Annotated in this window: 20 protein-coding genes and 3 pseudogenes; 16 read left to right on the top strand and 7 right to left on the bottom strand. The window is 54.9% G+C overall.

Annotated elements, in window-relative coordinates; translation table 11 throughout:
• Nucleotide 1 precedes the first annotated feature (1 nt).
• Together ACYQ6M_RS28660 and ACYQ6M_RS28655 are read left to right on the top strand one after the other, a co-directional pair.
• On the top strand, nt 2-262 hold the full coding sequence (locus ACYQ6M_RS28660; protein WP_460077205.1) for a hypothetical protein: 261 nt from the start codon (nt 2-4) through the stop codon (nt 260-262).
• Nucleotides 263-297: 35 nt separating this feature from the next.
• Nucleotides 298-903: pseudogene (locus tag ACYQ6M_RS28655) on the top strand (IS5 family transposase); the annotation flags it as partial.
• 21 nt (nt 904-924) lie between these two features.
• Here the strand turns inward: ACYQ6M_RS28655 and ACYQ6M_RS28650 are convergent.
• Nucleotides 925-1,408 (bottom strand): annotated as a pseudogene (locus ACYQ6M_RS28650) (transposase family protein); the annotation flags it as partial.
• Nucleotides 1,409-1,782: 374 nt separating this feature from the next.
• Between ACYQ6M_RS28650 and ACYQ6M_RS28645 the strand changes: the two are divergent.
• The 10 genes and pseudogenes from ACYQ6M_RS28645 (at nt 1,783) to ACYQ6M_RS28600 (ending at nt 13,239) form a co-directional block, all read left to right on the top strand.
• Nucleotides 1,783-3,159 (top strand): saccharopine dehydrogenase NADP-binding domain-containing protein, encoded by a 1,377-nt coding sequence (locus ACYQ6M_RS28645; RefSeq protein WP_460077203.1) that lies wholly within the window; start codon nt 1,783-1,785, stop codon nt 3,157-3,159.
• 194 nt (nt 3,160-3,353) lie between these two features.
• Nucleotides 3,354-3,983 (top strand): MazG nucleotide pyrophosphohydrolase domain-containing protein, encoded by a 630-nt coding sequence (locus tag ACYQ6M_RS28640; RefSeq protein ID WP_460077200.1) that lies wholly within the window; start codon nt 3,354-3,356, stop codon nt 3,981-3,983.
• Nucleotides 3,871-4,986, top strand: coding sequence for an IMP dehydrogenase (locus ACYQ6M_RS28635; protein ID WP_460077198.1), 1,116 nt, complete (start codon nt 3,871-3,873; stop codon nt 4,984-4,986). The genes ACYQ6M_RS28640 and ACYQ6M_RS28635 overlap by 113 nt, the downstream gene beginning before the upstream one ends.
• A gap of 60 nt (nt 4,987-5,046) precedes the next feature.
• Nucleotides 5,047-5,547, top strand: coding sequence for a hypothetical protein (locus tag ACYQ6M_RS28630; RefSeq protein WP_460077196.1), 501 nt, complete (start codon nt 5,047-5,049; stop codon nt 5,545-5,547).
• 20 nt (nt 5,548-5,567) lie between these two features.
• Complete coding sequence (locus tag ACYQ6M_RS28625; RefSeq protein WP_460077193.1) at nt 5,568-6,947, top strand: MATE family efflux transporter; 1,380 nt, start codon at nt 5,568-5,570, stop codon at nt 6,945-6,947.
• A 73-nt stretch (nt 6,948-7,020) separates the two neighbouring features.
• On the top strand, nt 7,021-7,776 hold the full coding sequence (locus tag ACYQ6M_RS28620; protein ID WP_460077191.1) for a 2OG-Fe dioxygenase family protein: 756 nt from the start codon (nt 7,021-7,023) through the stop codon (nt 7,774-7,776).
• A gap of 88 nt (nt 7,777-7,864) precedes the next feature.
• Nucleotides 7,865-8,404, top strand: coding sequence for a cyclase family protein (locus ACYQ6M_RS28615; protein ID WP_460077190.1), 540 nt, complete (start codon nt 7,865-7,867; stop codon nt 8,402-8,404).
• A gap of 138 nt (nt 8,405-8,542) precedes the next feature.
• Entirely contained in the window at nt 8,543-9,940 is a 1,398-nt protein-coding gene (locus tag ACYQ6M_RS28610; protein WP_460077188.1) for a phenylacetate--CoA ligase family protein, read from the top strand.
• A gap of 707 nt (nt 9,941-10,647) precedes the next feature.
• Nucleotides 10,648-11,010: pseudogene (locus ACYQ6M_RS28605) on the top strand (HWE histidine kinase domain-containing protein); the annotation flags it as partial.
• A 78-nt stretch (nt 11,011-11,088) separates the two neighbouring features.
• Nucleotides 11,089-13,239 (top strand): HWE histidine kinase domain-containing protein, encoded by a 2,151-nt coding sequence (locus ACYQ6M_RS28600; RefSeq protein WP_460077306.1) that lies wholly within the window; start codon nt 11,089-11,091, stop codon nt 13,237-13,239.
• Here ACYQ6M_RS28600 and ACYQ6M_RS28595 read toward each other — a convergent pair whose 3' ends face one another.
• Entirely contained in the window at nt 13,240-13,578 is a 339-nt protein-coding gene (locus ACYQ6M_RS28595) for a hypothetical protein (RefSeq protein WP_460077187.1), read from the bottom strand.
• 117 nt (nt 13,579-13,695) lie between these two features.
• Here ACYQ6M_RS28595 and ACYQ6M_RS28590 point away from each other — a divergent pair, with 117 nt between their 5' ends.
• From ACYQ6M_RS28590 to ACYQ6M_RS28580, 3 genes are all read left to right on the top strand, one after another.
• Nucleotides 13,696-14,238 carry a biliverdin-producing heme oxygenase gene (locus ACYQ6M_RS28590; RefSeq protein ID WP_460077185.1) on the top strand — a complete coding sequence of 181 codons (543 nt, stop codon included), beginning with the start codon at nt 13,696-13,698 and terminating at the stop codon, nt 14,236-14,238.
• Nucleotides 14,239-14,743: 505 nt separating this feature from the next.
• The gene (locus ACYQ6M_RS28585) at nt 14,744-14,929 is read left to right on the top strand and encodes a transposase (RefSeq protein ID WP_460077183.1); all 186 of its coding nucleotides are present in this window, start codon (nt 14,744-14,746) and stop codon (nt 14,927-14,929) included.
• Nucleotides 14,930-15,019: 90 nt separating this feature from the next.
• Nucleotides 15,020-15,802 carry an IS3 family transposase gene (locus tag ACYQ6M_RS28580; RefSeq protein WP_460077182.1) on the top strand — a complete coding sequence of 261 codons (783 nt, stop codon included), beginning with the start codon at nt 15,020-15,022 and terminating at the stop codon, nt 15,800-15,802.
• An 11-nt stretch (nt 15,803-15,813) separates the two neighbouring features.
• Here ACYQ6M_RS28580 and ACYQ6M_RS28575 read toward each other — a convergent pair whose 3' ends face one another.
• The 5 genes from ACYQ6M_RS28575 to ACYQ6M_RS28555 form a co-directional block, all read right to left on the bottom strand.
• Entirely contained in the window at nt 15,814-17,886 is a 2,073-nt protein-coding gene (locus ACYQ6M_RS28575; protein WP_460077180.1) for a recombinase family protein, read from the bottom strand.
• Nucleotides 17,876-18,073, bottom strand: coding sequence for a hypothetical protein (locus ACYQ6M_RS28570; protein WP_460077178.1), 198 nt, complete (start codon nt 18,071-18,073; stop codon nt 17,876-17,878). Before ACYQ6M_RS28570 ends, ACYQ6M_RS28575 begins: the two co-directional genes overlap by 11 nt.
• Before the next feature lie 491 nt (nt 18,074-18,564).
• Nucleotides 18,565-19,251 (bottom strand): hypothetical protein, encoded by a 687-nt coding sequence (locus ACYQ6M_RS28565; RefSeq protein ID WP_460077176.1) that lies wholly within the window; start codon nt 19,249-19,251, stop codon nt 18,565-18,567.
• Nucleotides 19,252-19,404: 153 nt separating this feature from the next.
• Nucleotides 19,405-20,370: a di-heme oxidoredictase family protein gene (locus ACYQ6M_RS28560; RefSeq protein ID WP_460077175.1), complete on the bottom strand. Its 966-nt coding sequence runs from the start codon at nt 20,368-20,370 to the stop codon at nt 19,405-19,407.
• 406 nt (nt 20,371-20,776) lie between these two features.
• Entirely contained in the window at nt 20,777-21,169 is a 393-nt protein-coding gene (locus ACYQ6M_RS28555; RefSeq protein WP_460077173.1) for a VOC family protein, read from the bottom strand.
• A 159-nt stretch (nt 21,170-21,328) separates the two neighbouring features.
• Between ACYQ6M_RS28555 and ACYQ6M_RS28550 the strand changes: the two genes are divergently transcribed.
• Nucleotides 21,329-21,832, top strand: a complete 504-nt coding sequence (locus ACYQ6M_RS28550) for a HEPN domain-containing protein (RefSeq protein WP_460077171.1) — start codon at nt 21,329-21,331, stop codon at nt 21,830-21,832.
• The last annotated feature ends 106 nt before the right edge of the window (nt 21,833-21,938 follow it).

The following is a 21,938-nucleotide window of genomic DNA, read 5'->3' as shown; positions in this document are numbered from 1 at the left end:
TTTGACCAAGCAGAAACGGGTCGATATCGGCAAAGTCCTCGAAACCCCTTTTCCTGAAACCGATGGCATGGGCGAAGCGGCCAAGCTGATAGGCAAGCTCGAGAGCGGATTGCTCGAAACCTTCTTGTTTGAGCGCGCTGGCAAACCGCGTTCCCGGCAGGAGTGCTTTTGTCAGAACGACTTCATAAGCACCGCGATCCGTCAGTCCGGCATTTGGGTAGAACCGCAATTTGTCCGCTCTGCTGGCGTGGAGACTGAATAGGAGGTTGGCAATGCGATGATCGACTTCCGGAGAAGGGACCCGTCCACGTCCTCATCGACAGTACAGGGTTGCAGGTCTACGGCGCGGGTCAGTGGCTGGAAGAGAGGCACGGTGCCAAAGCCCGCCGCAACTGGCGAAAGCTGCATCTGGCACTGGATGCTGACAGCGGCGACATCATTGCACACGTCATAACAGACCAGAATGCCGGCGACGCTTCACAGGTGGAGCCGCTACTCAACCAGATCGACGACCCGATTGGCCAGTTCGCGGCGGATGACGCTTATGATGGTGATCCGACCTACGACGCAGTCGTAAGACACAGCGCCGGTGCTGCGGTGGTCATTTCGCCACGCGCCAACGCGCTGGAACGGCCGCACAGTGGTTGCCCAAGTCAACGAGACCGACACATTGCAGCGATCAACGCCGATGGCAGGATGAAGTGGCAAGTCGCTACGGGCTATGGCAAGCGATCGCTGGTCGAGACCGCGATCAGTTGTTACAAATCGATCATTGGCCTCCGGTAGCGGGCACGCTCATTCGCAGCACAGCAGACGGAAGTCGCCATCAGCTGCGACGCCCTCAATCGCATGATGGCATGCGCACGCCCGAAATCCGTCCGGTGTAAGTCGGCAGCAGGATAGTGAAAGGACCAAAGTTCGAAATCCGCCTACTCCTCGACCGATGCACCAAAGCCAGTCGAGATGCAACTCGTCGATCCGGCGCATCAAAGCCAGATCACAGTCCGACACAGGACGCGGCGAATAATAGACGTTGCCACGGCTGAAGCCGAGAAGCTTCGCCTGGCGCACGACCGACAGTTTGTGTGTGCGGTCGATCATTTTTTCCGCCCAGCAATCCCGCCTTGCCGAGCGCTCGGGACAAAAAATCATTCTCCAGCGTCAGCTCTCCGATCTTGGCGTGCAGCGTTTTGACATCGACGGTCGGCCCTGCCGGTACCGCTTTAGATTCATCGCCGAAAACACCCGTCGCTCCCTCAAGGAGCTGGTCTTTCCACTGCTTGATCTGGTTGGCGTGCACGTCGAACTGCTGGGACAGTTCCACCAACGTCTGCTCGCCTTTGATCGCGGCAAGCGCCACTTTCGCCTTGAAAGCCGGACTGTGGTTCCGGCACGGTCGTCTCGTCATGGTCTCTCCTGTTTCCGGCATCTAAGCCAAAGTCAGGCAGAAATTCCACTTATTACCCCTGTTCAAATTTCCCGAGCCACCTCTAACCTCGGGCTAGGATGTTGGCGTCTTAGCGACTTGCGAGGTGTTTCAGATATACGGTCTCGAACAAAAAGTTGGAAGTAGCTTTCTGTCCAGCCAGTCGACACCTTCTTCGTTTTATCTGCGCCTGACGAAAAACCCACACAACTTAGATGCATTGAAAATGCAGGAAAAATTCAAGGCTGTGGGCGAAGAAATTTCTTGTTGACATTGGAATAAATGACAAAGTAACTTTTGGTTGCATATCGTTTATAAGATGCGAAAGAATTCTGAATAGAAAAGTAAAGATTTAGATGTCTATCAACCTTTGGAATAATTTTTTTGATGGAAATTTAATGGATAAGTCAAAAAACCTCATAATACTCGGAAGCGGTTCAATAGCAGGAGGTTTTATTGGTAGTTTTACTTCAGAATATGCAAATAGATGGAGATCTATCAAGCTATTAACAAATGAAAATGGTATTCAGAAACTGCCGGCATTCGTCGAAACACATACTGTCGTATTAGAGTTGTCTAGTGTTTTCAGGCAACTCGATCCATTCGTTCGTGAGGGCGACGTGGTCGTGAACGTGACAGTCTCGGTTGGTACGGTTGAGGTCATTCAATTCTGCCGTGCGAGAGGGGCTCTTTACCTGGACACATCCAACGAAGCCTGGCCGAGTGATAACAAGCTTACAACTTATGATCGCCGAAACTCGGTCCTGAAAAAGTGCAGGTCGGAAGAACGCGGTCTGCCGACCTCATTGATTTGCCACGGGGCAAATCCTGGCCTTGTTACTCATTTTCTAAAGCACGCGCTTGATGTGGTGGCGCGAAACGTGTTCGATGATGCGGCTTTCTCTCGCCTCGATGACGCGGATCGATGGGGAAGAATCTGCAAGAGCGCGGGAATCGAGCGGATCGACATATCCGAACACGACTCCCAGGTAGCTGCCGGTCTGCTCGATACGGATTGCGGGTTCAACACCTGGTCCGTGGAAGGGCTTTTGGAAGAAAGCCTGGAGCCGTCGTGCTTTCCCTATTCTACGACGTTGGAACCACTTTCCGAAGAAGAGTGGCTGCTGCGGACCATAGAAACCGCCGGCTGCTCTCTTAATGTCGCAACCTCAAGAAATCGCGCCATCGAAAATACGGTGTCGACCTGGATTCCTGGGGTTGGCTGGTTCAGCGGCTACCAGATACCGCATCCGGAGCAATTCTCCATGGCCTCGCTTTGCTCCTGGCGTGAAGGAGAGCAGACGAATCATCCCACGGTCCGCTTCGTTTATTCTCCCTGTCCAGCAGCAAGGGACATGCTTTCATCGGCTCTTCGTAGGCCTGAAAGCGAGAAAAGGCGCAAAGTTCTTATAGACGAAATCGAAAGCGGCTCCGACGCGCTCGGTGTTACCCTCTTTCTGAATGACGGCAGACTTTTCTGGTATGGCTCGGTACTTTCGATCGATTTTTCCAGGTCCGTATCGTGCCGGAACAACGCGACGACGCTTCAGGTGGTTGCCGGCATATATTCCGGCATCGAGTACATTATTCAAAATGATCGTGAAGGTTTGCTCGAGCCGGAGGATCTGGATCATCAGGTGATCCTGAACCTAGCAAAACCCTTCCTCGGAACAATGATCGAAGCATGGGGTTTCCACTCCACGGCAACCTCCATGCTGTCCAGAACAGCTTGAAGCCGGATTTTCCCCTCCCGACCGTCCCCCACCCATAACCTTTGTATTGATGGAGAAACGAAGTGAATAAGGCAGTCCAGCTATCCGCCGAAAAGATTCAGCACATCGAAGCTGCTCCAAACCTGATTTCCCGCAATGTAAACAGCATCACGGGATCGATCCTGCTTTTGTGTACCTATACTCCGTCGATCGACATGGAATTCGTGATCGAACTTTCCGAAGGGCGTACGGTTTACACTTTCTGCCCCGAACTCTGCCACCTTGACGTGCTGGGCCTTAAGCTGACGACGGTCTTTCGTCTGGGCCGGGTCACGGACGTAACCGTAGTCACCAAGGACGGCTCGCCGCATTCAATGCAGATACCTCTGATGATGCAGGAAGCTGCTGAAAACGCGGGCTTTGACAAGGCAAATATCACATACTACGCCCTTGAAGGCGGCAGCGCACATACCATTAGCGACTTAACCATCCGCAAAGCACGGCATTATTCGGAAATTGAAACCCTGATGCCGTACTCCAAGCTAAGGAAGGTCACAGAGATCCTGCGTTCTCCAGGCGGCTGCCCGAACGACCAGAAGGAAACATTCCAGTCTGTCATCGAGCACTTTAGAGAAGAGGTCGAAGAGATTGCGGCCGCCGTGGAAAAGAACGACACAGAAAACCTGATGGAGGAAATCGGGGACGTTCTGTTCAACGTTTTCCTGATCGCAGATGTCGCCAGATCGAAAGGTTTGTTCGATATCGACGACGTTACGGCGGCAGTTGCGCAAAAGATGGTCGACAAACATGACTTTGTTTTTGAAGACCGCAAGTGGAAATACTGAGCTTCAATCCTACGGTATGCGGCTGCGTCCAGGCTTCGAGTATGGTGACGTTAGCCTCATACCGCGATTGAGCAGTGTCACTCCTGGCGAAGTCTCTCTTCGAGGGAAGCTAACCCGGAACATCGAATGCGATCTGCCTCTGGTAGCATCTCCGATGGATGCCGTGATTTCTCCAAACCTTGGCGAAAAACTCGCACAGGCTGGTTCGGTCCCAGTACTGTTTTCTGGTTCGGGCCGGATGAACGCGTGCGAGGAGGAGATCCGGCGTTTGAAGGCAATTGTTCCAGAGACTCCTGTTGGCGTCCTGCTCTCGCCAAAGGCGGCCATTTCAGGGAAAAAGGTCGATGGGTTTACCGAAAGCGCAGACATTATATTTCTGGATACGCTTCATTCTGCGCCAGACCTGCACTTGCGGGCCGTGGAGATTCTGAAGGACCGCCTACCAGGTATCTCAGTCGTCTCCGGGAATGTCGTTCATCCGCACGACGCCGAAGCGCTGATAGAGGCTGGTGTCGACACGGTTCGCGTCGGGATGACCTCAGCCTCGATCAACGACGGATATTACATGACGGGTTGTGCGAGGTCGCAGGCGGCAGCGGTGTACGAATGCTCGCGGATCTGCCGTAAACACTCTGTCCCGGTCCTTGCGGACGGCGGTATCCAGAATATCGGGCAACTGGCGATTGCATTCGCCTTGGGAGCGGACACGGTTATGATGGGCAAGATGTTCGCGGCGCTAATGGAGAGCGCCGCGCCTTTCGACGAAAACGACCGGAACCGAAAGATTTATCGTGGCATGAGCCGGGTTGGACTTGTCGATCCAGATCTGCTCGTGGAAGGCAGAACGGAAAGTATCGAGGTTTCCGGCACCTTCGATGCCGTTGTTTCTAATTGGTGCAGTTGCCTCAAGGTCGCCATTTCAAGATGTGGGGCGGTGTCGATCGCAGACCTTCAGTCCAAGGGCGAATTCGAAGTCTTCGGGCACGGAAGCGACTGTCGATGATTGAACGGTTCCCAGTAGCGAATGGAACCAATCTCCCAGTATTGGTTTGAGGACAATAAAGTGATCAAGATCAAGAAGATCTTCCTTGGTGGCCCCATCAAGAATGCAATCGAGAAGTCGGGCTTCAACGGCGGTCTTAAACAAACAATTCTAGATACACTACAACTTCTGCAGGAGGCGAATTTCGAAGTCGACTCGGCCTTGACCGAAGGTTATCTGGAAGAGGAACGAGTACACGCCCTGGAAGCTTCCATCACGCCGACCGAAGCCACCGCGGGCGACTACCAAGGCGTTGTCGAGTCCGACATTTATGTCTGTCTTTGGCCAAACGGTGTCGACGGCCAACCGTTTCGCTCCGACGGTATGTGTATCGAGCTGGGGTGGGCGACGGCTTCGAAAATTCCCTGCATTCTCATCCGTGAAATCTCCGCAAATCATAGTGATATAGTAGTCGGTCTCGAGGCGATTGGAGCCGTGGAACACATAGACTTTCCTACCTTTATGCAAAGTCCTGATGTTCTGCTGGAAGCAATCGAAACAATGAATCGGAAACTCAACTAGCCTCGGGAGGCAAGGAAACAGTGAGCGAAGTTTCTTTGGTATTGCATAAGCGTGGATGGTGGGGCGATGCTTCGTATATTGTCAGGCACGGATCCACATTGGGGCTCGCAAATCTAGGTGCCTTCTCAATTGTCTTCACGGATTCGGTGATGATCGCCTGGTTGGGACGCGAGGAGTTCATCGGTGTATCCTTCGGCGTACTCGTCTACGCGGTTTTGCTTCAGTTCGGACTTGGCTGCTCCTATATCGTCGCACCGCAAATCTCTGAGGCGATCGGAAGAAACCTCGAATACCGGTCTAGGGCGACGACACGGGAGACGCTTCAGCTGTCGCTGATCTATTCGGTCCTTGCGACGCCTCTTATCTACTTCGGCTACATCCCGCTGATGGCATTCCTTGACCAGTTCGTGTTCGCCGGTCACACAGCCACCTACCTGTCCATAGTCTGTCTCGCTATCGTTCCCCAGATGCTTTTTGTGGTCGTCGGCGAGAACTGTGTCGGCCATGGGAAGTCCCAGATTGTTCTTTTGGGAACCGCGTTTGCTGTCTCATCTAATTTCATCCTCAACTATCTCCTGATATTTAAATTTGACTACGGCGTCGCTGGCGTTGCAGCGAGCACCGTTCTCACCTCGGTTTTTTCGCTGCTGTTCGTGGCTGGTCTGTCGCGAAAACTGCTCAGTCTCGGTGGCAGCCTGGCTGGTCAGGGGCCTCTGCGGCGTGCCATACGATCTCGGCTTATTAGGCTAGCGCTGCCGCTTGGGTTTCTAGAAGTACTTCTATTTTTCCTGTTTGCGCAGACGACGGTTCTGGTCGGCATCACTGACGCCAGTTTTCTACCCGCACACTTGATCGTTTTCCAAATTACTGAAGGCGTGGTGCTGGTCTTCTTCGGTTTCGGAGAAGCGTTAGCCACGAAAATCGCATTCTACAAGGGAAAGGGCAATCTTGCCGACATTGCCAGACTAATAAACCTTTCCTACGTGATCTCAGCGTTTCTCGGGTTTGTCTGCGCGATAGTACTGTTCACTTTCAGTGATCTCATTTTTGACCTCTATGCACGCGGCAAAGACGAGTTCGCCGATGCCGGCGCTAAATTCCACGATCTGATCGGTCTGGGTATCCTGCTGGTCGTCGTTCAGTCGTTCCAGGTCATGCTCATCAGTGCGCTCCGCGGATTCGGGGACACCCGGTATTCGACGATCGTTTCTGTTTTAAGTCTCGGACTAATCGGGCTTGGAGGTGGTGCGCTCTCGGCTCATTTTTTTGGTGGTGGCGCTTTTTCGGTATGGATCTGTTTGAACGTTGCCACTCTGTTAATTGCAGGACTGTGCCTTTATCGCCTCGACTCAGTGTTCTCGAGATTCCGGTCTCGTAAGTCCGCGCCGGTTCACAAGTAATCAGTAAACGCTGTCTGACAACAAAAAAAATTGGTCTTGTAGCCGATACGTTTCAACAATGAAGGAGAGAGCCGTGAGCTGTAAGGATCTGATCTCTATGGTTAGCAATGAGCCATTCATTGCCCGTTACAACATGGCGGATTGGGGCGTATCCCAAGGAGAGGATTATGAAGAACTCCTAGCCTATTGTTCCGCGTTGGAGCCCGACAGATATCTGAAACATCACCCCTGCTTTAGGTTCAGGGCGAATTGCGACTTCGTCCTGTGGAACGATGGAAATCGATCTATTTTCGAACCATTGCCGAACGCTCCCTTCTACCAGTCGAAGGGTATCAATTCATATCTCGGAGGAATCGCGCGCGTTTACCCGCAGTATCCTCCGAATATCATCGACAATGCGATTATCCGGGCGAGCGTCCGCAACGTGTTCAGCTTTCTTCCAATATCGGATGAGGACAAGGTCCGCCCCTGGCATGTCGGCACCGAAGTCGTGAGGATCGAGGCCCTGCCTAATTCCGAAGGATTGCCGACACCCGAAGGCATCCACCGTGACGGTGACCGCTATTTGTCGATCATGCTGTTGGCCAGAACCGGGGTCACCGGTGGCCGATCGGCAATCTACAATGGCGACAAGCTCGAAATCTCCCGCTTCACATTACTCGATGCATTCGAAGGAACAGTTTTCGACGATTCGAAGACCTATCACGACGTGACGCCAGTGCGGCGGGAAGACGGGACCGACAAGGCCTTCAGAACAATTTTTGGAATGAGTTTCAACTATTACGAGGACATGGACAACACACCTTCGCTCGACAGTTTCACCCCCTGAACCGGGTGCATATGCAGCGATATTCGGATCTGCCCGGCGGCACAGGACCAAACGAACCACGAGACGGGTTATCTAGGGCGGTAGGAAAATGAATATACTCGATCTCTCCTTGTCAATTTCGGCGGACATGCCGATGTTCCGAGGCGACCGACAGCCTGAAATCGAGCAGGTGAATGAGTTCGGCAGAGACGGCTGGAACATGAAGCGGCTCCACGTGTCCACGCATGACGGTACGCATGTCAACGCACAGAGCCATGGCGTTCGGAACGGACGGACGCTCGACGAATACCCGATCGCCTCATTTATGGGCCCTGCCACCCTGTTTGAAGGCAATGTAGCCGCAGGTCATTCCCGGCGTCGAACCCAGTGCGGGATTGTTTTCCGAGACCAGAATATTTCATGGGCCGAACTTTCCTGGCTTCGGGAGACGCGACCCAGCTTTGTCGGACTTTCGCTGAAATACGAGCTTGATCTTGCAATCGAGAAGGAACTGCTGAACCTTGATCTCGTTGTTTACGAAAGGCTTGCAAACACTGGTCTTTTGCCTCGAAAATTTTTCTTCTGCGGTGTTCCACTCCGAATTGAGAATGGCGACGGAAGCCCTGTCAGAGCTTTCGCGATGTTTTGAAAATAGGCCACCACCGGCCCACCAAGTATCGGTCTCGCCGCGCCAAAGCGACTTCCTGGGAAGCGTTTAGACCGGCATCGACAGACCGCTTTTGCTGGACTGCGAATTTGAAATCTTTCAAGGGTAGAAATCATGTTCATGTGCAAAGACTTCCACTTCGATATTCCCACTATCAGGAAATATTGCGACGAGGTGCCAGACGATGTTTTCGAGACAGATGATCTGTTGAACGACACGACTGCTAGATGGGAACGCGAAGGCGAAGACTTTAAGAAATTTCCGTATTCACCGATCGAAGAAATAACGGCTGTACAGACACGCAATACGATTTCGGTTGTCGAATATGCCTTTGAACATGTCCCATTTTATCGCGACCTCTACAAGAAAGTCGGATACAAAAGCGGCGATTTGCGGACGCTTGATGATCTGAAGTACCTGCCGATCATCAACAAGCAGATTCTCTCGCAGGTCGACTTGGCCGAAAGGACATCCGCGATAAGCGATCCCCGCGAGCACTTTCTGACCAGCACTTCCGGCTCAAGCGGAAAGTCGCTCCAGATCCTTTACGGGCGTGAGAGCGTTCAGCGGGAGTCCTTCGAATACTACCGGCAGTTCAACATTATGCTCAAAGGAAGGTCGGACCCTAAACGCTGGATCTACAATCTGCACATGTCACGGGGCTGGGTTTCCTCGCTGAATGGCCTCTATCCCACTTTCACGTTGCATGAGGCAGTTGACCTGGATGAACTAGTACAACATTTGCGCAAGTTGCGTCCTCAAGTGTTCTGCATGCTTGCAAGCTACCTGAAGCATCTTCTTCCCATTGCAGAGGAGATGCGCAATGCCGGAGTCGAACTGATCGTCACCAACTCGGAAACCAGTTCGCGGGAGGAAAGAGCTTTTTACTCGGAAAAATACGGGCTTCCCATTCTTGACGACTACTCTTCCTGCGAAGCTGGCATCATCGCCTGCGAATGCGGCCATGGCCGATATCATATCAACTCCGATGGTGTTTACTTGGAGCTGGTTGGAGATGGGGACTGGGGAGAGACAGTCGTGACGGACTTCAGAAACCTGGTCATGCCAGTCATTCGCTACAATCAGGGAGATATTGCCAAGTGGGACGATATCGGCTGCAACTGCAAATGCGGGCAGAAAACTCCAGGATTTTCGGAGGTGCTAGGCCGGAAGGACGACAGTTTTCTGAAACCCGATGGAACGGAAATACCGAGCGCGAGCTTGTTGAACGCAATCGACGAGATCTTCACCGACACGTCCGGAGGATTGGACCAGTACCGGCTTGTAGAAAGGGATATTGGTGTCCTGGAGCTAGTCTTCGTGCTTCGGAACGATGCCGCTTCGATTTCCGAAAGCCATCTGAAACGCCTGAAAGATCAGCTTAAAGTACTGTACACTGGCCAAGTCTCGCTTACATCGGTGCCGGTATCGAAAATGCCTAAATTGGGCGGGTACAAGCGTCGCAAGGTCATTTCCGATAGGAAAGCAGAGCGTTCTGGTTTGCATAATGCGCGGTGATGGGCGTTTGTCGGCCTGAAACTTTGATCTGATCGTAGGTGCAGTGTTTTTAGCACGTGTTGTTCAGTACCGGATTTGATCCGTTGTTCTGGTAGGTGAGGTGTGCAGGTTCCTGTCGGCGGGTATGTTTAGGGTGTTGGTGCCCAGTCGGCACTGCCTCGAACCGGGGAATGGGGCCCTCTACGGTAGGCAAGACGGTTTGATCGGCGCAGGATTTCGGCAGACTCAACAGGCTCTGAGTCTTCATCTCGACGACACGGACGGCTATTTTGATGATGCGTATGCGCCGCGTGTTGAACTGGGAGGTCGCTAGGTGCGATCGGTTCGGCATCCAAATCCAACGTTCGTGCAACGCGCGGTGTAGGTCGCTTTGCGCTCCAAGCGGCGTTGCAGCGTGCCTATCCTGGCTTCGGCAGATGCCGGGTCGACACAAACGGCGCTTTACTGCCGCTCGACTACACCATTATGAAAGTCAGCTTCGCGCCAACGGCACTCTCTGCTGCTGTGATGCTGTAAAATCTCACTGCTCTCGAATGCTTCCGCCGTGGTCGCCAACGCTGCCCCCAAACATGTCTAGGCTCCCGACATGTCAAATTTAATTGCAGCAGCCCGACAATCTGGTAATTTCGCTGCCATGCCACTTAGGAATCATTTCCCCTCGCGGAATCATGATTTAGATCAATTTTTTGAATCCGGGAGTGTATGGGATGGAGGCGGAGCAACCGACCGCAGAACCGGTTGATGTATCGAACTGCGATCGCGAACCGATCCACCTTCTGGGCAAGGTTCAATCCTTCGGTTTTCTTGTCGCCGCGACTTCCGACTGGCTGGTCGCCAACGTTTCGCAAAACGTCAGCGAATTTCTCAACGTTAACGCCAACCGTTTGATCGGCTCGCCTGTCACGGATCTGATCGATCCGGAAACGGTTCACAAGCTTCGAAACCGCCTTCAACATCAAGGCTCAGGTTCGCTGCCCGATGTCGTTGCGAATGTAGCGTTGAGCCATTCGAGAGATGGACAGCGCTTTGACGTGAGCGTTCATATCTCCGGCAAGAAAATCATCCTCGAATTCGAACCGGCTTTTTCGCGGGAGGACACGGATCGGCATGTCGCTGCGGTACAGCAGGCAATCCAGAGAATTTCGGGCATGTCCGATGTCGATGCGATCCTCAAATTCGCCACAAGATTCAGTGCAGCCCTGACGGGATATGACCGGGTCATGGCCTATGTCTTCAGATCCAACGATACGGGAGAAGTAAGGGCGGAGGCCCTTTCGGTAGGGATGGAATCTTTCCTTGGCCTGCGCTACCCGGCAAGCGATATTCCCAAGCAGGCCCGCGCGCTTTATGTCCGAAGCCCCGTCCGTTCGATCGACGACAGCTCGTCGGATGGCTCGCCAATCCTGCCGGTGCCTTCACATGAAGAAGACTTGATTGACCTCTCGAACTCAGTCCTGCGGAGTGTGTCGCCGATACATCTTGAGTATCTCCGCAACATGGGTGTGGCGGCTTCCCTTTCCATCTCGCTGGTTCTCGAAGGACGGCTTTGGGGGCTGATCGCCTGCCACCACCGCGTGCCGAAACACCTGCCGCAGGCGCAGCGCAATGCGCTTGTCCTGTTCGCACAGATGCTTTCGCTGATCATCGGAGGAAAGCTCACTACCGAAGACAACCAATATGCGAACATGGCGGGTGAGCTGATCAACAATTTCTCACGGTCCGCAGCTACGACCGGCGATATCGCCTCGGTCGTGCTCGATCAGCAGGACGTGGTCATGCAACTGATGACGGCTGAAGGTTTGGCCGTTGTCAGTAATGGATCAGTCGAAACTGCAGGTCAGACACCCAGCCTCGAAGAAATAAAATTGCTGGCAAAGCGCCTGAATGCAATGCCTGCAGGTGAAATTCACTGCACGAGCGAGTTGGCGAGCTTTCTGCCTGAAGCCGCCGATTTCGTGGCCCGGGCAGCAGGCATGCTGTCCATCCCCATCTCGAAGACACCGCGCGACTACATTCTGTTTTTCCGTCCGGAAGTGGTGCGGCGCGTGAAATGGGCAGGTAATCCAGAAAAGCCCGTGACGCCTGGACCGAACGGGATTCGCCTGACGCCGAGGAAAAGTTTCGAGGCGTGGCGATCTCTGGTCGAGGGGCAGTCCGAGGAATGGACGCGAGCAGAGATCACAGCCGCCGAACAATTCAGGGTCACTGTACTGGAAGTGGTGCTGCGGATGGCGGATGAAGCCGCCGCCGAGCGCGAACGTGCCAACGAAAAGCAGGAATTGCTCATCGCAGAACTCAATCACCGCGTCCGCAACATCCTGGGGCTTGTGCGAGGCCTCATCTCGCAGACCTCAAAGAACGACGCGTCGATCTCGGAATTCGCGGACGTACTGGAAAGCCGTATTCACTCACTGGCCCGGGCGCATGACCAGATCACCAAGCAGAACTGGTCTGCGGCATCACTCAAGGCATTGATCACGACCGAAGCGCAGGCATATTTGAGCGACAAGTCGGACAGGGTGATAATCTCAGGGCCGGATGTCGAAATTCTACCGGTCGCTTACTCTACGCTTGCACTTGTGATGCATGAAATGATCACCAATTCCGCCAAGTACGGATCACTATCCGATCGGCGCGGGCGCGTGGAGCTATCGTTCGAACAGCGTGACGACGATTCGCTCGATCTGAACTGGCGTGAACTGGATGGGCCCGCTGTTCAGGCGCCCAAACGCAGAGGGTTCGGCTCGACCATAACCGAGCGTTCAATTCCCTTCGAACTGCATGGTGAAAGCAAGGTCAGCTACGATTTGAGCGGGGTGAAAGCACATTTCTGGATTCCGGGAATTCACATCTCCCGCTTCATCGATGATCAGCCGTTACCACAAACCGATCAAAGCGATAACGAACCGATAGCAATTCAAGACTGCGGTCGGGACGGTGTGCCGGCCGCCTTTCCAGCGAGCTTCCTGTTGGTCGAGGACAACATGATCATCGCCATGGATACGGAGGGCGTGTTGCTGGAGCTGGGAGCCAAGAACGTTCGTGTTTGCGCCGATGTCGCCACAGCTTTGGAGGAGATCGAGAACAACCAGCCGCAGTTCGGCATTCTGGACGTGAATCTCGGACGTGAAACCAGTCTTGAAGTGGCTCGAAAACTGAACGCTTCCGGTATTCCGTTCATATTCGCATCCGGCTATGGCGATGCGCAGCCACTGATCGATATGGATGAGACAGCTATCGTGATTACCAAACCCTATGACAAGGAAACTCTACGCAAAGCCATTCACCATGCGGCATGATCATTTGGAACTGATCAGGGTGCGGGCAATTACGCCGTAGTCGACTGGTTTAGTGTATACAGCAGCCTGCAGGCCACTAGCGTCTACGATTTCTTCAATGCTGCGTCCCGTGACAAAACAGTAGGGAGTGTGGCTTGTTTCGAGCAGTTTTGCCACTGCGATGCTGTTGTTACCGTTCAGGTCGAAATCGAGAAGTGCGCATTCACACCCCTGGGTCTGAATTATTCGAAGCGCTGTAGCACGATCATGGGCTGAAAGGCACTCGTGACCGAGGCCGGATGTTGCCTCGCAGGCGTCTATCGAAATGAAGGGGTCGTCTTCAAGAATGAGTATGGGCATTTTGTTGATTTCCTTTGTTTCACAAACCCAACTCGCCGGTCGGCCTTTGGTTATCTCATTTTAGTGAAGAGCCAACATGGTGAAAAATTTAATAAAATTGTCGGGAAATAATAATCCGTGAACTTGCTTGGACTTTTGCGCCAGGAAACTGGCCAGCTTCATCAAAAGCTGGATGACAGTTTCGCGAATGGCAATTTCGCCAACCGTGATGACTACACGAGATTTCTGGCGATGCATGCCAGGGTGTTGCCAGAAATCGAAAGGCAACTGGCAAATTCTGCTGTTTATCGGTCTATCGATGGCTGGAGCGCCCGCTTTCGTTCAAATGCCCTGCTGAATGACCTCCGATCAATGCGCAAAACTGTCCCAGAGCCGATGGATATTCCTATTGCAATGGAAAGAGGGTCGATAGCAGGTGTCATGTATGTCCTCGAAGGATCCAGGCTTGGAGGAATTTTGATCGCAAGAAAACTCGCCATTGCAGGACTGAACAGTCTGCCGATGAATTTCATTCGTCAAGGTAACGAGGATGACTATTGGCGGAAATACCAGCGATGGTTGGCACAGTTCGAAGCTGACCATGAAGTTGCGGGACCCGCCATCAAAAGTGCCAGGCTGGTATTCGAAAAATATCTTCTGGCGCGGGAAATGGAAATGTAGAAGTGATTGCCAAGGCTCTGGCCCCGGACTGAGCTCACCAACAATTATCCCGCTTCGGATATTCGTGCGCAGCGCAGCAAATTTCCGCTTCCCGCCCTGCACGGGCATTTATTCGACCCACAACGAACACCTGTTTTGCAGATAGCGCTGAAATCCTGCGGACCACCGACTTGAGGGCGCTGAAGCGCCGATCGGGCGTTGCAACAGGTCGACATTAAGAGCTGGTCTGCACGCCTTAACTATATATGATAATGTCCTTTATCATAAACTTTTTTCATGATAGGTTGCATATTTAATAAATACCATTAAAGGGTGCAATGTGTGGCAAATCAAGAGGAGGGATCAAGCCGACAAAACGGCGACCAGCATTGGTTTCTTAAATTTCTCGGATTTTTGACCGCGGTGATCGTGGCGCTGACTGCTTTGGTAGCCGCATACTGAAGTGGTCCTGGAAATTCGGACGGTCGGCTAAGGTGTATCCCGAACCTTTTTGGAGGGATACGCGATGGCGAAACGCTGGAAGTTTTCAGATCAGTTCAAGGCACAGATTGCGGTTGAAGCGTTGAGGGGCGACCGCACGATCCAGGAGATCGCTGCAAAGCATAAGGTTCATCCGAACCAGGTGAGCACGTGGAAGCGGCAGGTGGTTGAAGGTATGGCTGAAGTTTTTTTCCCGCGGCGGCAAGGCTGAAGGCCCAAGCGAGGCGGAGGTGAAGGAGCTTCACGCCAAGATCGGGAGGCTTGCGGTCGAGAACGATTTTTTGTCTCAAGGGCTCAAGCGATGAGCCCTGCCAAGAAGAAATCGATGATCCGCCGCGACCACCCGGAGCTGAGCATCAGCCAGCAATGTAAGCTCGTGCAGCTCTGCCGGGCGGCGTTTTACTACACACCGATCGGCGTTGATGCGGCGACGCTGGCGCTTGTGAAGCAGATCGATCGGGTGTTCACGAAGTTTCCATTCTTCGGCAGCCGCCAGATCGCGGCCTATCTGCGCCGGGACGGCATTCGCGCCGGCAGGCATCGTGTCCGCCGTCTGATGCGGATCATGGGCCTTGAGGCGATCTACAAACGGTCGAACACCAGCCAGCCACATCCGCAGCACCCGGTCTATCCCTATCTGCTGCGGAACATGATCATCGATCGGCCCAACCAGGTCTGGTGTGCCGACATCACCTTCGTGCCGGTGCGTCACGGCTTTCCCTATCTCGTGGCGATCATGGACTGGGCGACGCGCAAGGTGTTGAGCAGGCGGTTATCGAATACGATGCATGCCGACTTCTTCGTCGAGGCGCTGAAGGAAGCCATTGTCTGCTTCGACGCGCCCGAGATCATGAATACGGATCAGGGAAGCCAGTTCACTGGATCGGCTTGGATCACGACACTGACCGAGGCCGGGATACGCGTCTCGATGGACGGGCGCGGTCGCTGCATGGACAACATCTTCATCGAGCGCCTGTGGCGGTCATTGAAGCAGGAAGAGATCTATCTCGAAGAACTGACCGATGGCTTCAAGGCGCATCGCGTCATCGGCGACTGGATAACCTTCTACAATCCTGTTTCATAACACCCATCTGTCTATGTCGTTGAAGTGAATAGGTTTTGCTGATCGGGATGCGATCCCGCGGGGTATTTGGGGTTCTTTCTTGCGCGACGACCGATCTGCTGGGCTCGGGGCTTTCTCAGTTCTGCTCGACTGAAGATCCACGGACCGTCCGGCAGAGGATGAACGCCCTCGATCTCGCCAGCTTCGGCGGCCAGCCTGAGGGTTTTCGGTGCGACACCGAGCAAGCGTGCCGCCTTATTCAGATTAAGCCAAGGCTCGTTCCCGTCCGGCGCTGCTCGGAAGACTGGGATTTTGTGATGCGATCTGTGCGCGGTGACCCGCTCGCGTGTCCAGCGATTGCCATGCCCGGTCACCAAGCCGTTCCGGTTGAGAATGCCGGCGATCACATCGTCGCTGGCAATCAGTACCAGTTGCCGCATGGCTGCAATTATGTCGCTGGAGGTACTGTTTCGTTGCCCCCGCCGCCGCTTCGGCAGGCGCAATTCGGTATGGGCGCCCCCAATCCAATGGATCGCGAGAACGATCTCTGAGGCGTCGTCGTCGATATCGGCAACCACTTCCTGGATCACGGTGCGCACGATACGCTTCTTAAGCATGGCATCAGTCGTCGGTGCCGACCAGACAGCCTGAAGGTCTGCCGCCAGTGCCGTGATATCCGTTTCCAACACAGGTGATGGCCTCGGCGTCGCGGTATCATGCGCGGCGATCTTGCTCTCGATTTCCCCGACACGGATGAGCGCCTGGTTCCAACGGGATTCCAGCTCCGCAGCGACCAGCCGGTTCTCGGGATCGGAAGCGTCATATTGCCGGAAGGCCCGCTCAGCAGCGTAGCGGGCAGCTTGCAGATCGCGATCGAGAGCGTCCCGGACCTGGTCGCGTCGACCGGCAGCCTGCGCCTCAGCCTCAGCGGCCGCAGCGATCGCACCCGGCTCAACGACACCTAGCAGTGCTTCCTCAATCGCGTCGTCAACACGCAGTCCGCCAAAGGCGATGCAGCGCGGTTCGCCATTGTCGAGCAGACCCCGCCAGCAGGAATAACGCGGAATGTTGTGCTTTGTGCCCGTGTATCGCACCGTGAGCTTGCGGCCGCAGCGCTGGCAGCGAACGAGCCCGGCCAACAGTGCATCGCCATGCTTGGGTGCTCCGTGGTGCCTGCTCGAGGGTACATTGTCGCTGACCATCTTACGGATCGCCTCAGCTCTTTCCCAACTGACATAGCCCTCATGGGCATCCGGGATCAGCACAAGCCATTCCTCGCGCGCCTTGCGGCGGATACCCGATCGAGTGGCTGTTGACCCAAATCCCGGCGCAGCTCGTGTCTTACCATAAGCGTAGGCGCCACCGTAGACCGGGTTCTCGATCATCCGGTGGATGGTCGCGTAGTTAGGCCTGCGCCAGACCACATCACCATTGTTGCGTTTGGCCGGCAAATCGAGGCCATGCTCGAGGAACCACATCAAAGCCTGACGAGCGCTGCCAAGTTCCGCGACCTTGTCGAACACCAAGGTGATAGATTCCTGAACACGCCGATCCGGATCCTTCTCAAGGCGATCGCCAACCTTCGCGAAGCCGACGGGCGCAGCGACGATGAGTTCGCCGCGCTTGGCCTTCTCGTAGCGGGCCGACAGCGAACGCTGGCGCAAGAGATCGAGTTCATACTCATTGAGGCTTCCCTTCAGCCCCAAAAGCAGACGGTCATTACCCTGGCGCGGCGCATAGACCGTCTCCTGGTCAATCAGTACCGTGTCGACCACCCGGCACATCTCGATGAGTTGCTGCCAGTCGCGGCTGTTGCGAGCAAACCGAGACACTTCCCGCGCGGCGACCGCGCCGATCTTGCCAAGGCAGACCTCGGCGACCATCCGGTCGAAACCGGCGCGTGCGACGCCGCCGGCGGCAGAACGACCAAGATCGTCATCGATCGTTTCAATGCGGGACCAGCCGAGCGCCGTCAGGCGATCACGCATCGCATATTGAAGCGTGCTGCTCTCGCGGTTGTACAGAACCTGATGAGCAGACGACTGCCGGACATACAGGATGGCTTTGCGCTCCAGATGGTGCGGCCCGATCTTCTCATGCATCATGATCCGTGCCCTCCCGCTGTACGACGCGCTCGCCGTCGATGTGGTTCAGGATCAGGCGGGTCATCAGCCTCGTCACGGATTGACGCGTCTCGGCGGGCAGCGCCTGCCAATGCGGCGTCTGCCCTATCTCGGCATCGTTCGGTGTCGAGAACAGATCGAATTGGTATGTCTTCGGCTGGCGCGGCATGGACTTCTCCCCGATTCGTGTCGTGAGAAACCAATGCTGCGCCCATCTCCTGCGAATGCGTACCTATGTCCCGGAGAAGCTCGGCCAGGGCGCGAAGGGCCGTGAAATTGACATGCGGCGCGGCCGTCACATGCCAGTTCGTGCAGGCGGTCCGGTCGAACATCCAGGTCGGAGCTTCCAGCAATCGATCCGACGCCTGACCGGAAAGACTGCAACGGAAGACCGTCACGCCGGCCTTCTCGATTACCTCATGGATATGAACCTGCTGCCCCGCCCAGGGATGCCAAGGATAAAGAAGCTCGCGCTCATCACCGGTCCCGTGGGTGTTCCGTCGTCGAGTTGTACAACACTGAGCGGCCCCATTCCGCCCTTGAGCGCAGAACGCCAAGAGAGGCATACTGGGCTCGTCGAGACGAGAAATTAGCAGCATGAAACCCAACCCGGATACAACTTGGAAAAGCCGCTAAGCTGTCCGGAATACTGGGACCACTTCAGCCGCTCCGGTCCGACAGAAAGTAGATGCGATCGGGTGCGCACAAAGGCTGGCGGCTGATCCCCAGATAGGATGAGGTCAGGTGGACGGACCCGATCCCAGGCATCGCAGCGCCGGATGTGCTTTCGCTCAGGATGTTGGCGGGAATTTTGTAGATCGATTGCGCGTAGCCACCCCGGTACAGCCTGTTCTTGTCGACCAGTTTCTCATTCTTGACGAATATGAAACTCCCCTTGAAGAGACATCCCTCCGATGCCTCGGCCAAGGGAACAGGCCTGATCTTGCGTGTCTCTATGTCGATGACGAACAGCAGCGGTCCGCGCTTCTTCGACATAATTGTCGTTGAATAAAGCACTTCGGAGCTTCCCAGCCATCCCTCAACCTGTGCATCGGGTCCGCCATCGTAGGTGAGGCGGACAATGTCCCCTGTGCCGGGAGTTGTGAGGAATATCTCCGCCGCGTTTCCGTCCAAGGCGGTAAATGCAACATGTTTTCCATCCGGAGAGAACATCGGGGATGCCTCGTCCGCCTGACCGTCCGTTACACGGCGCGCATGCCGTCCTTGCTCCTGGAGCCAGATACGGCCATTGAACTCAAAAACAAGAGACGGGCCATATCCCGAGGGGTTCCTTGCATAGTAGGAGACATCCTGGGCCAGGCCGAAGTCCGGCAAAACAATCGACAATAGGCAAAAACCGATGGCTTTTGCCAAGCACATTGACGTCTGACGAAATCGGAAGCGTTTGTTTGGATCTTGCACGATCTTGCTCCAGGTCGCGATTTGGTTTGGTACGCCCGCAGCGGCGGGGAACCGGTTCGCTCGTTCCGGCAGCACCTCTCACAGTGACGAGAGAAACTTAATCAGGCTTGCCCGGTCCGCCGCGGAAAGGGCCGCCTTGGAGCGGGACACGGCATAAGAGACCTCCCCACCGTGCCAGAGGATCGCCTCTGTGAAATCGCGCGCACGCCCGTCGTGCAGGTAGCCGGCTTTGTCTGAAACAGTGCTTTGCATGCCGATGCCCCAAAGCGCCGGCGTTCGCCAATAGCGGCTCAGCCTGTCCCCATTGCTGTCCGCCAAACCTTCTCTCATGTAATGGAGCAGCATGTCGGTGAATGGATATATTCGCTGCCCCCGTAGCCGCTTGTCCGTGCCGCTCGCCTCACTGGTTCGCCAAGATGGCTTGTGACACATGACACAACCAACATCTTCAAAAAGGCGAGCCCCTTTGGCGTGCTCAGGAGCGCTTTCAGGCCGCCGCGCCGGCACGGCCAGCATCTTCATATATTCCGCCAGTTCCGTCACCAAACGGTCATAGTCCGCCTCAGCGCCGGCTTCGGCCAAATCGGAGACGGGCTCGTGAATGCCGAGTTCCCGTGCAAGTGCGGAGCGTGTCTGCGCAGTCAGATCCGGGACACTTGCCTTCCATCCGAACCGGCCGATCGTGTCACAGGTTTCGCTGATGAGCCGTTCGCAGGCGGTCCCAGCAATCCCTTTGACTCCAAATTCCAGAAATTCCTGTTTCCTCGCTATGGTCCTGATCTCCGTGTCGGAAATGGCTTCAAGCAGACCCAAGCCGTAGACCGCCGGTGCGTTGCGCAGATCAACGGACCTCTTTTTCCCATCGACTATTGCCACCGGAGCGATCAACTCAACGACCCGCTCGTCCAGCGGTACGCGCCTTTTCGTTTCCCATTCCACGTTTTGAAGGTGCTGGACGCCGCTTCGGGCCCTTACGTTCCTGAAGACTGGCGGCACCGTCGTCCGATCAGATGCCTTGACCGAAAAGCCGGTCGCGGCAAACACCTCTGTCTGCGAAAGTCCTCTGCCGTCGCGCAGATGACAGCTTTCGCAGGACAGAGCATTGTGGTCGGTGGTGATGAATGGGCCTTCGTCGGCGCTTGGAAGGCCCTTTATCGGATGAGTTCTTCTGAACGCCAGAGTGCCGTCGGAGAAAATGCGGCGCTCTTGGAGTTCCAGAAAAGGAGCTCCATGATTGTACGGCGCCCCCCCCCCCGGAATACACGGTCAGCGTCCCGCCGGTTTTCCTCGCATCGTACCAGTCGCCCCCCCGCGAAGGAGACTAACGGCGAAAGAGTGAGAAGAACGAGAGAACAAGCGATGGCGCTCTCAAACCTTGAAGCAAATCGCATGGCTTCACTGCGTCCTCATGCGCACATGCTAACACTGGAAAATATTGTGAAATTGCTCGTCAGTGACCGGCAACAAATTCGATCTTTATTCGATCTGGATCTTCGATGAACAAAGCATAATAGTCTTTAATGCCGCTGGCGAATGGGTATCGATCATCGTAGAGTATGGTAATAGAATTCTCGATACAGTATTGGCGCATAGCGTCCACGTCGGCGCGTTCCTGTATCTTGAAAGCTATATGATTCAGGCCAACCCCGCTTCGATGATACTTATGATCCTTGTGCTTGTCCGATACTTGTACAAATGTAAGATAAGCTTCTCTTTTTCGTCTGAGCGTGAAGCCATCTTCCCAAGAGGAAGTTTCCCTATAACCGATCCGCGCCAGAATCTTGATCCAGAACGCATATGTAGCCCTGATGTTGGAGACATAGATTTCGACATGATGCAGCATTCGCTTACCTCTCGCAGGAAAGGAGACAACACTACCAGTGGTTGGCCAGCAAAAAAAGCGCGACCCGACACAGAAGGGCCGCACTCTTGATGGAAGCGCTTACGAACGGCCCGATTCCCCGTAGGGGCTTGCGTACACTCCGATGGGAACACGGGCATAGTGTGTCCGATCGTCCTGCTCCAGGGGCAGTATTTCTTCTCCGACATCCACAAGGAGGGGATCGTTCTCTACGAGCTGGACGACGAGCCCCTGGCCGAGCCGCAGCCGCTCACCGCCAGGGAACGCTACGAGGTGGCGAAGGGGCATTTCGAGGAACGGTTTAAATCTGCACTTAGTTTCCAAAAAATGTCTAGCTTTGGATTGCAACAAGGCCTTTCCAAAAATGCCGCTTTCCAACTTCACCAGACTGTCGAAAACGCTTACACCTGCGTCCTGCTCACTCTGACCAACTACACGCCGGCGGCGCACAACATCAAGTTCCTGCGCGGTCTGGCGGAGGGCCAGTGCCCGCCCTTGGCCGAAGCCTGGCCCCGGGACGAGCAGCGCTTGCGCGCCTGGCTCGGTGAGCGCACGCAGGTGCGGCTCGATCTGATCCGGTCGATCTGCGAGACCCATCTCGATCGGCTGCGGCGGGTGGAGGAGGTGGAAGAGCGGCAAGGATAGGGGGAGGGGATCGGTGCCTGCAGTCCTTCTCTTCTGACATTCCGAAATCTTGCACCTAAGGTCGGATTCGCGCCTTCAAGTCGGACCTTTGTTGCGTGCGCGACCC

The organism is Roseibium sp. ROS1 (assembly GCF_054658215.1).
Note: the sequence above shows the minus strand (reverse complement) of the source record. Positions and strands in the feature narration are given on the sequence as shown.

What these genes read in the sequence shown, in the direction of transcription:
- ACYQ6M_RS28645 (WP_460077203.1), top strand. Translation starts at nt 1,783, where the DNA reads ATGTCTATCAACCTTTGGAATAATTTTTTTGATGGAAATTTAATGGAT.
- ACYQ6M_RS28640 (WP_460077200.1), top strand. Translation starts at nt 3,354, where the DNA reads ATGGAATTCGTGATCGAACTTTCCGAAGGGCGTACGGTTTACACTTTC.
- ACYQ6M_RS28635 (WP_460077198.1), top strand. Translation starts at nt 3,871, where the DNA reads ATGTCGCCAGATCGAAAGGTTTGTTCGATATCGACGACGTTACGGCGG.
- ACYQ6M_RS28615 (WP_460077190.1), top strand. Translation starts at nt 7,865, where the DNA reads ATGAATATACTCGATCTCTCCTTGTCAATTTCGGCGGACATGCCGATG.
- ACYQ6M_RS28610 (WP_460077188.1), top strand. Translation starts at nt 8,543, where the DNA reads ATGTGCAAAGACTTCCACTTCGATATTCCCACTATCAGGAAATATTGC.
- ACYQ6M_RS28600 (WP_460077306.1), top strand. Translation starts at nt 11,089, where the DNA reads ATGTCCGATGTCGATGCGATCCTCAAATTCGCCACAAGATTCAGTGCA.
- ACYQ6M_RS28595 (WP_460077187.1), bottom strand. Translation starts at nt 13,578, where the DNA reads ATGCCCATACTCATTCTTGAAGACGACCCCTTCATTTCGATAGACGCC.
- ACYQ6M_RS28585 (WP_460077183.1), top strand. Translation starts at nt 14,744, where the DNA reads ATGGCGAAACGCTGGAAGTTTTCAGATCAGTTCAAGGCACAGATTGCG.
- ACYQ6M_RS28580 (WP_460077182.1), top strand. Translation starts at nt 15,020, where the DNA reads ATGAGCCCTGCCAAGAAGAAATCGATGATCCGCCGCGACCACCCGGAG.
- ACYQ6M_RS28575 (WP_460077180.1), bottom strand. Translation starts at nt 17,886, where the DNA reads ATGATGCATGAGAAGATCGGGCCGCACCATCTGGAGCGCAAAGCCATC.
- ACYQ6M_RS28570 (WP_460077178.1), bottom strand. Translation starts at nt 18,073, where the DNA reads ATGCCGCGCCAGCCGAAGACATACCAATTCGATCTGTTCTCGACACCG.
- ACYQ6M_RS28555 (WP_460077173.1), bottom strand. Translation starts at nt 21,169, where the DNA reads ATGCTGCATCATGTCGAAATCTATGTCTCCAACATCAGGGCTACATAT.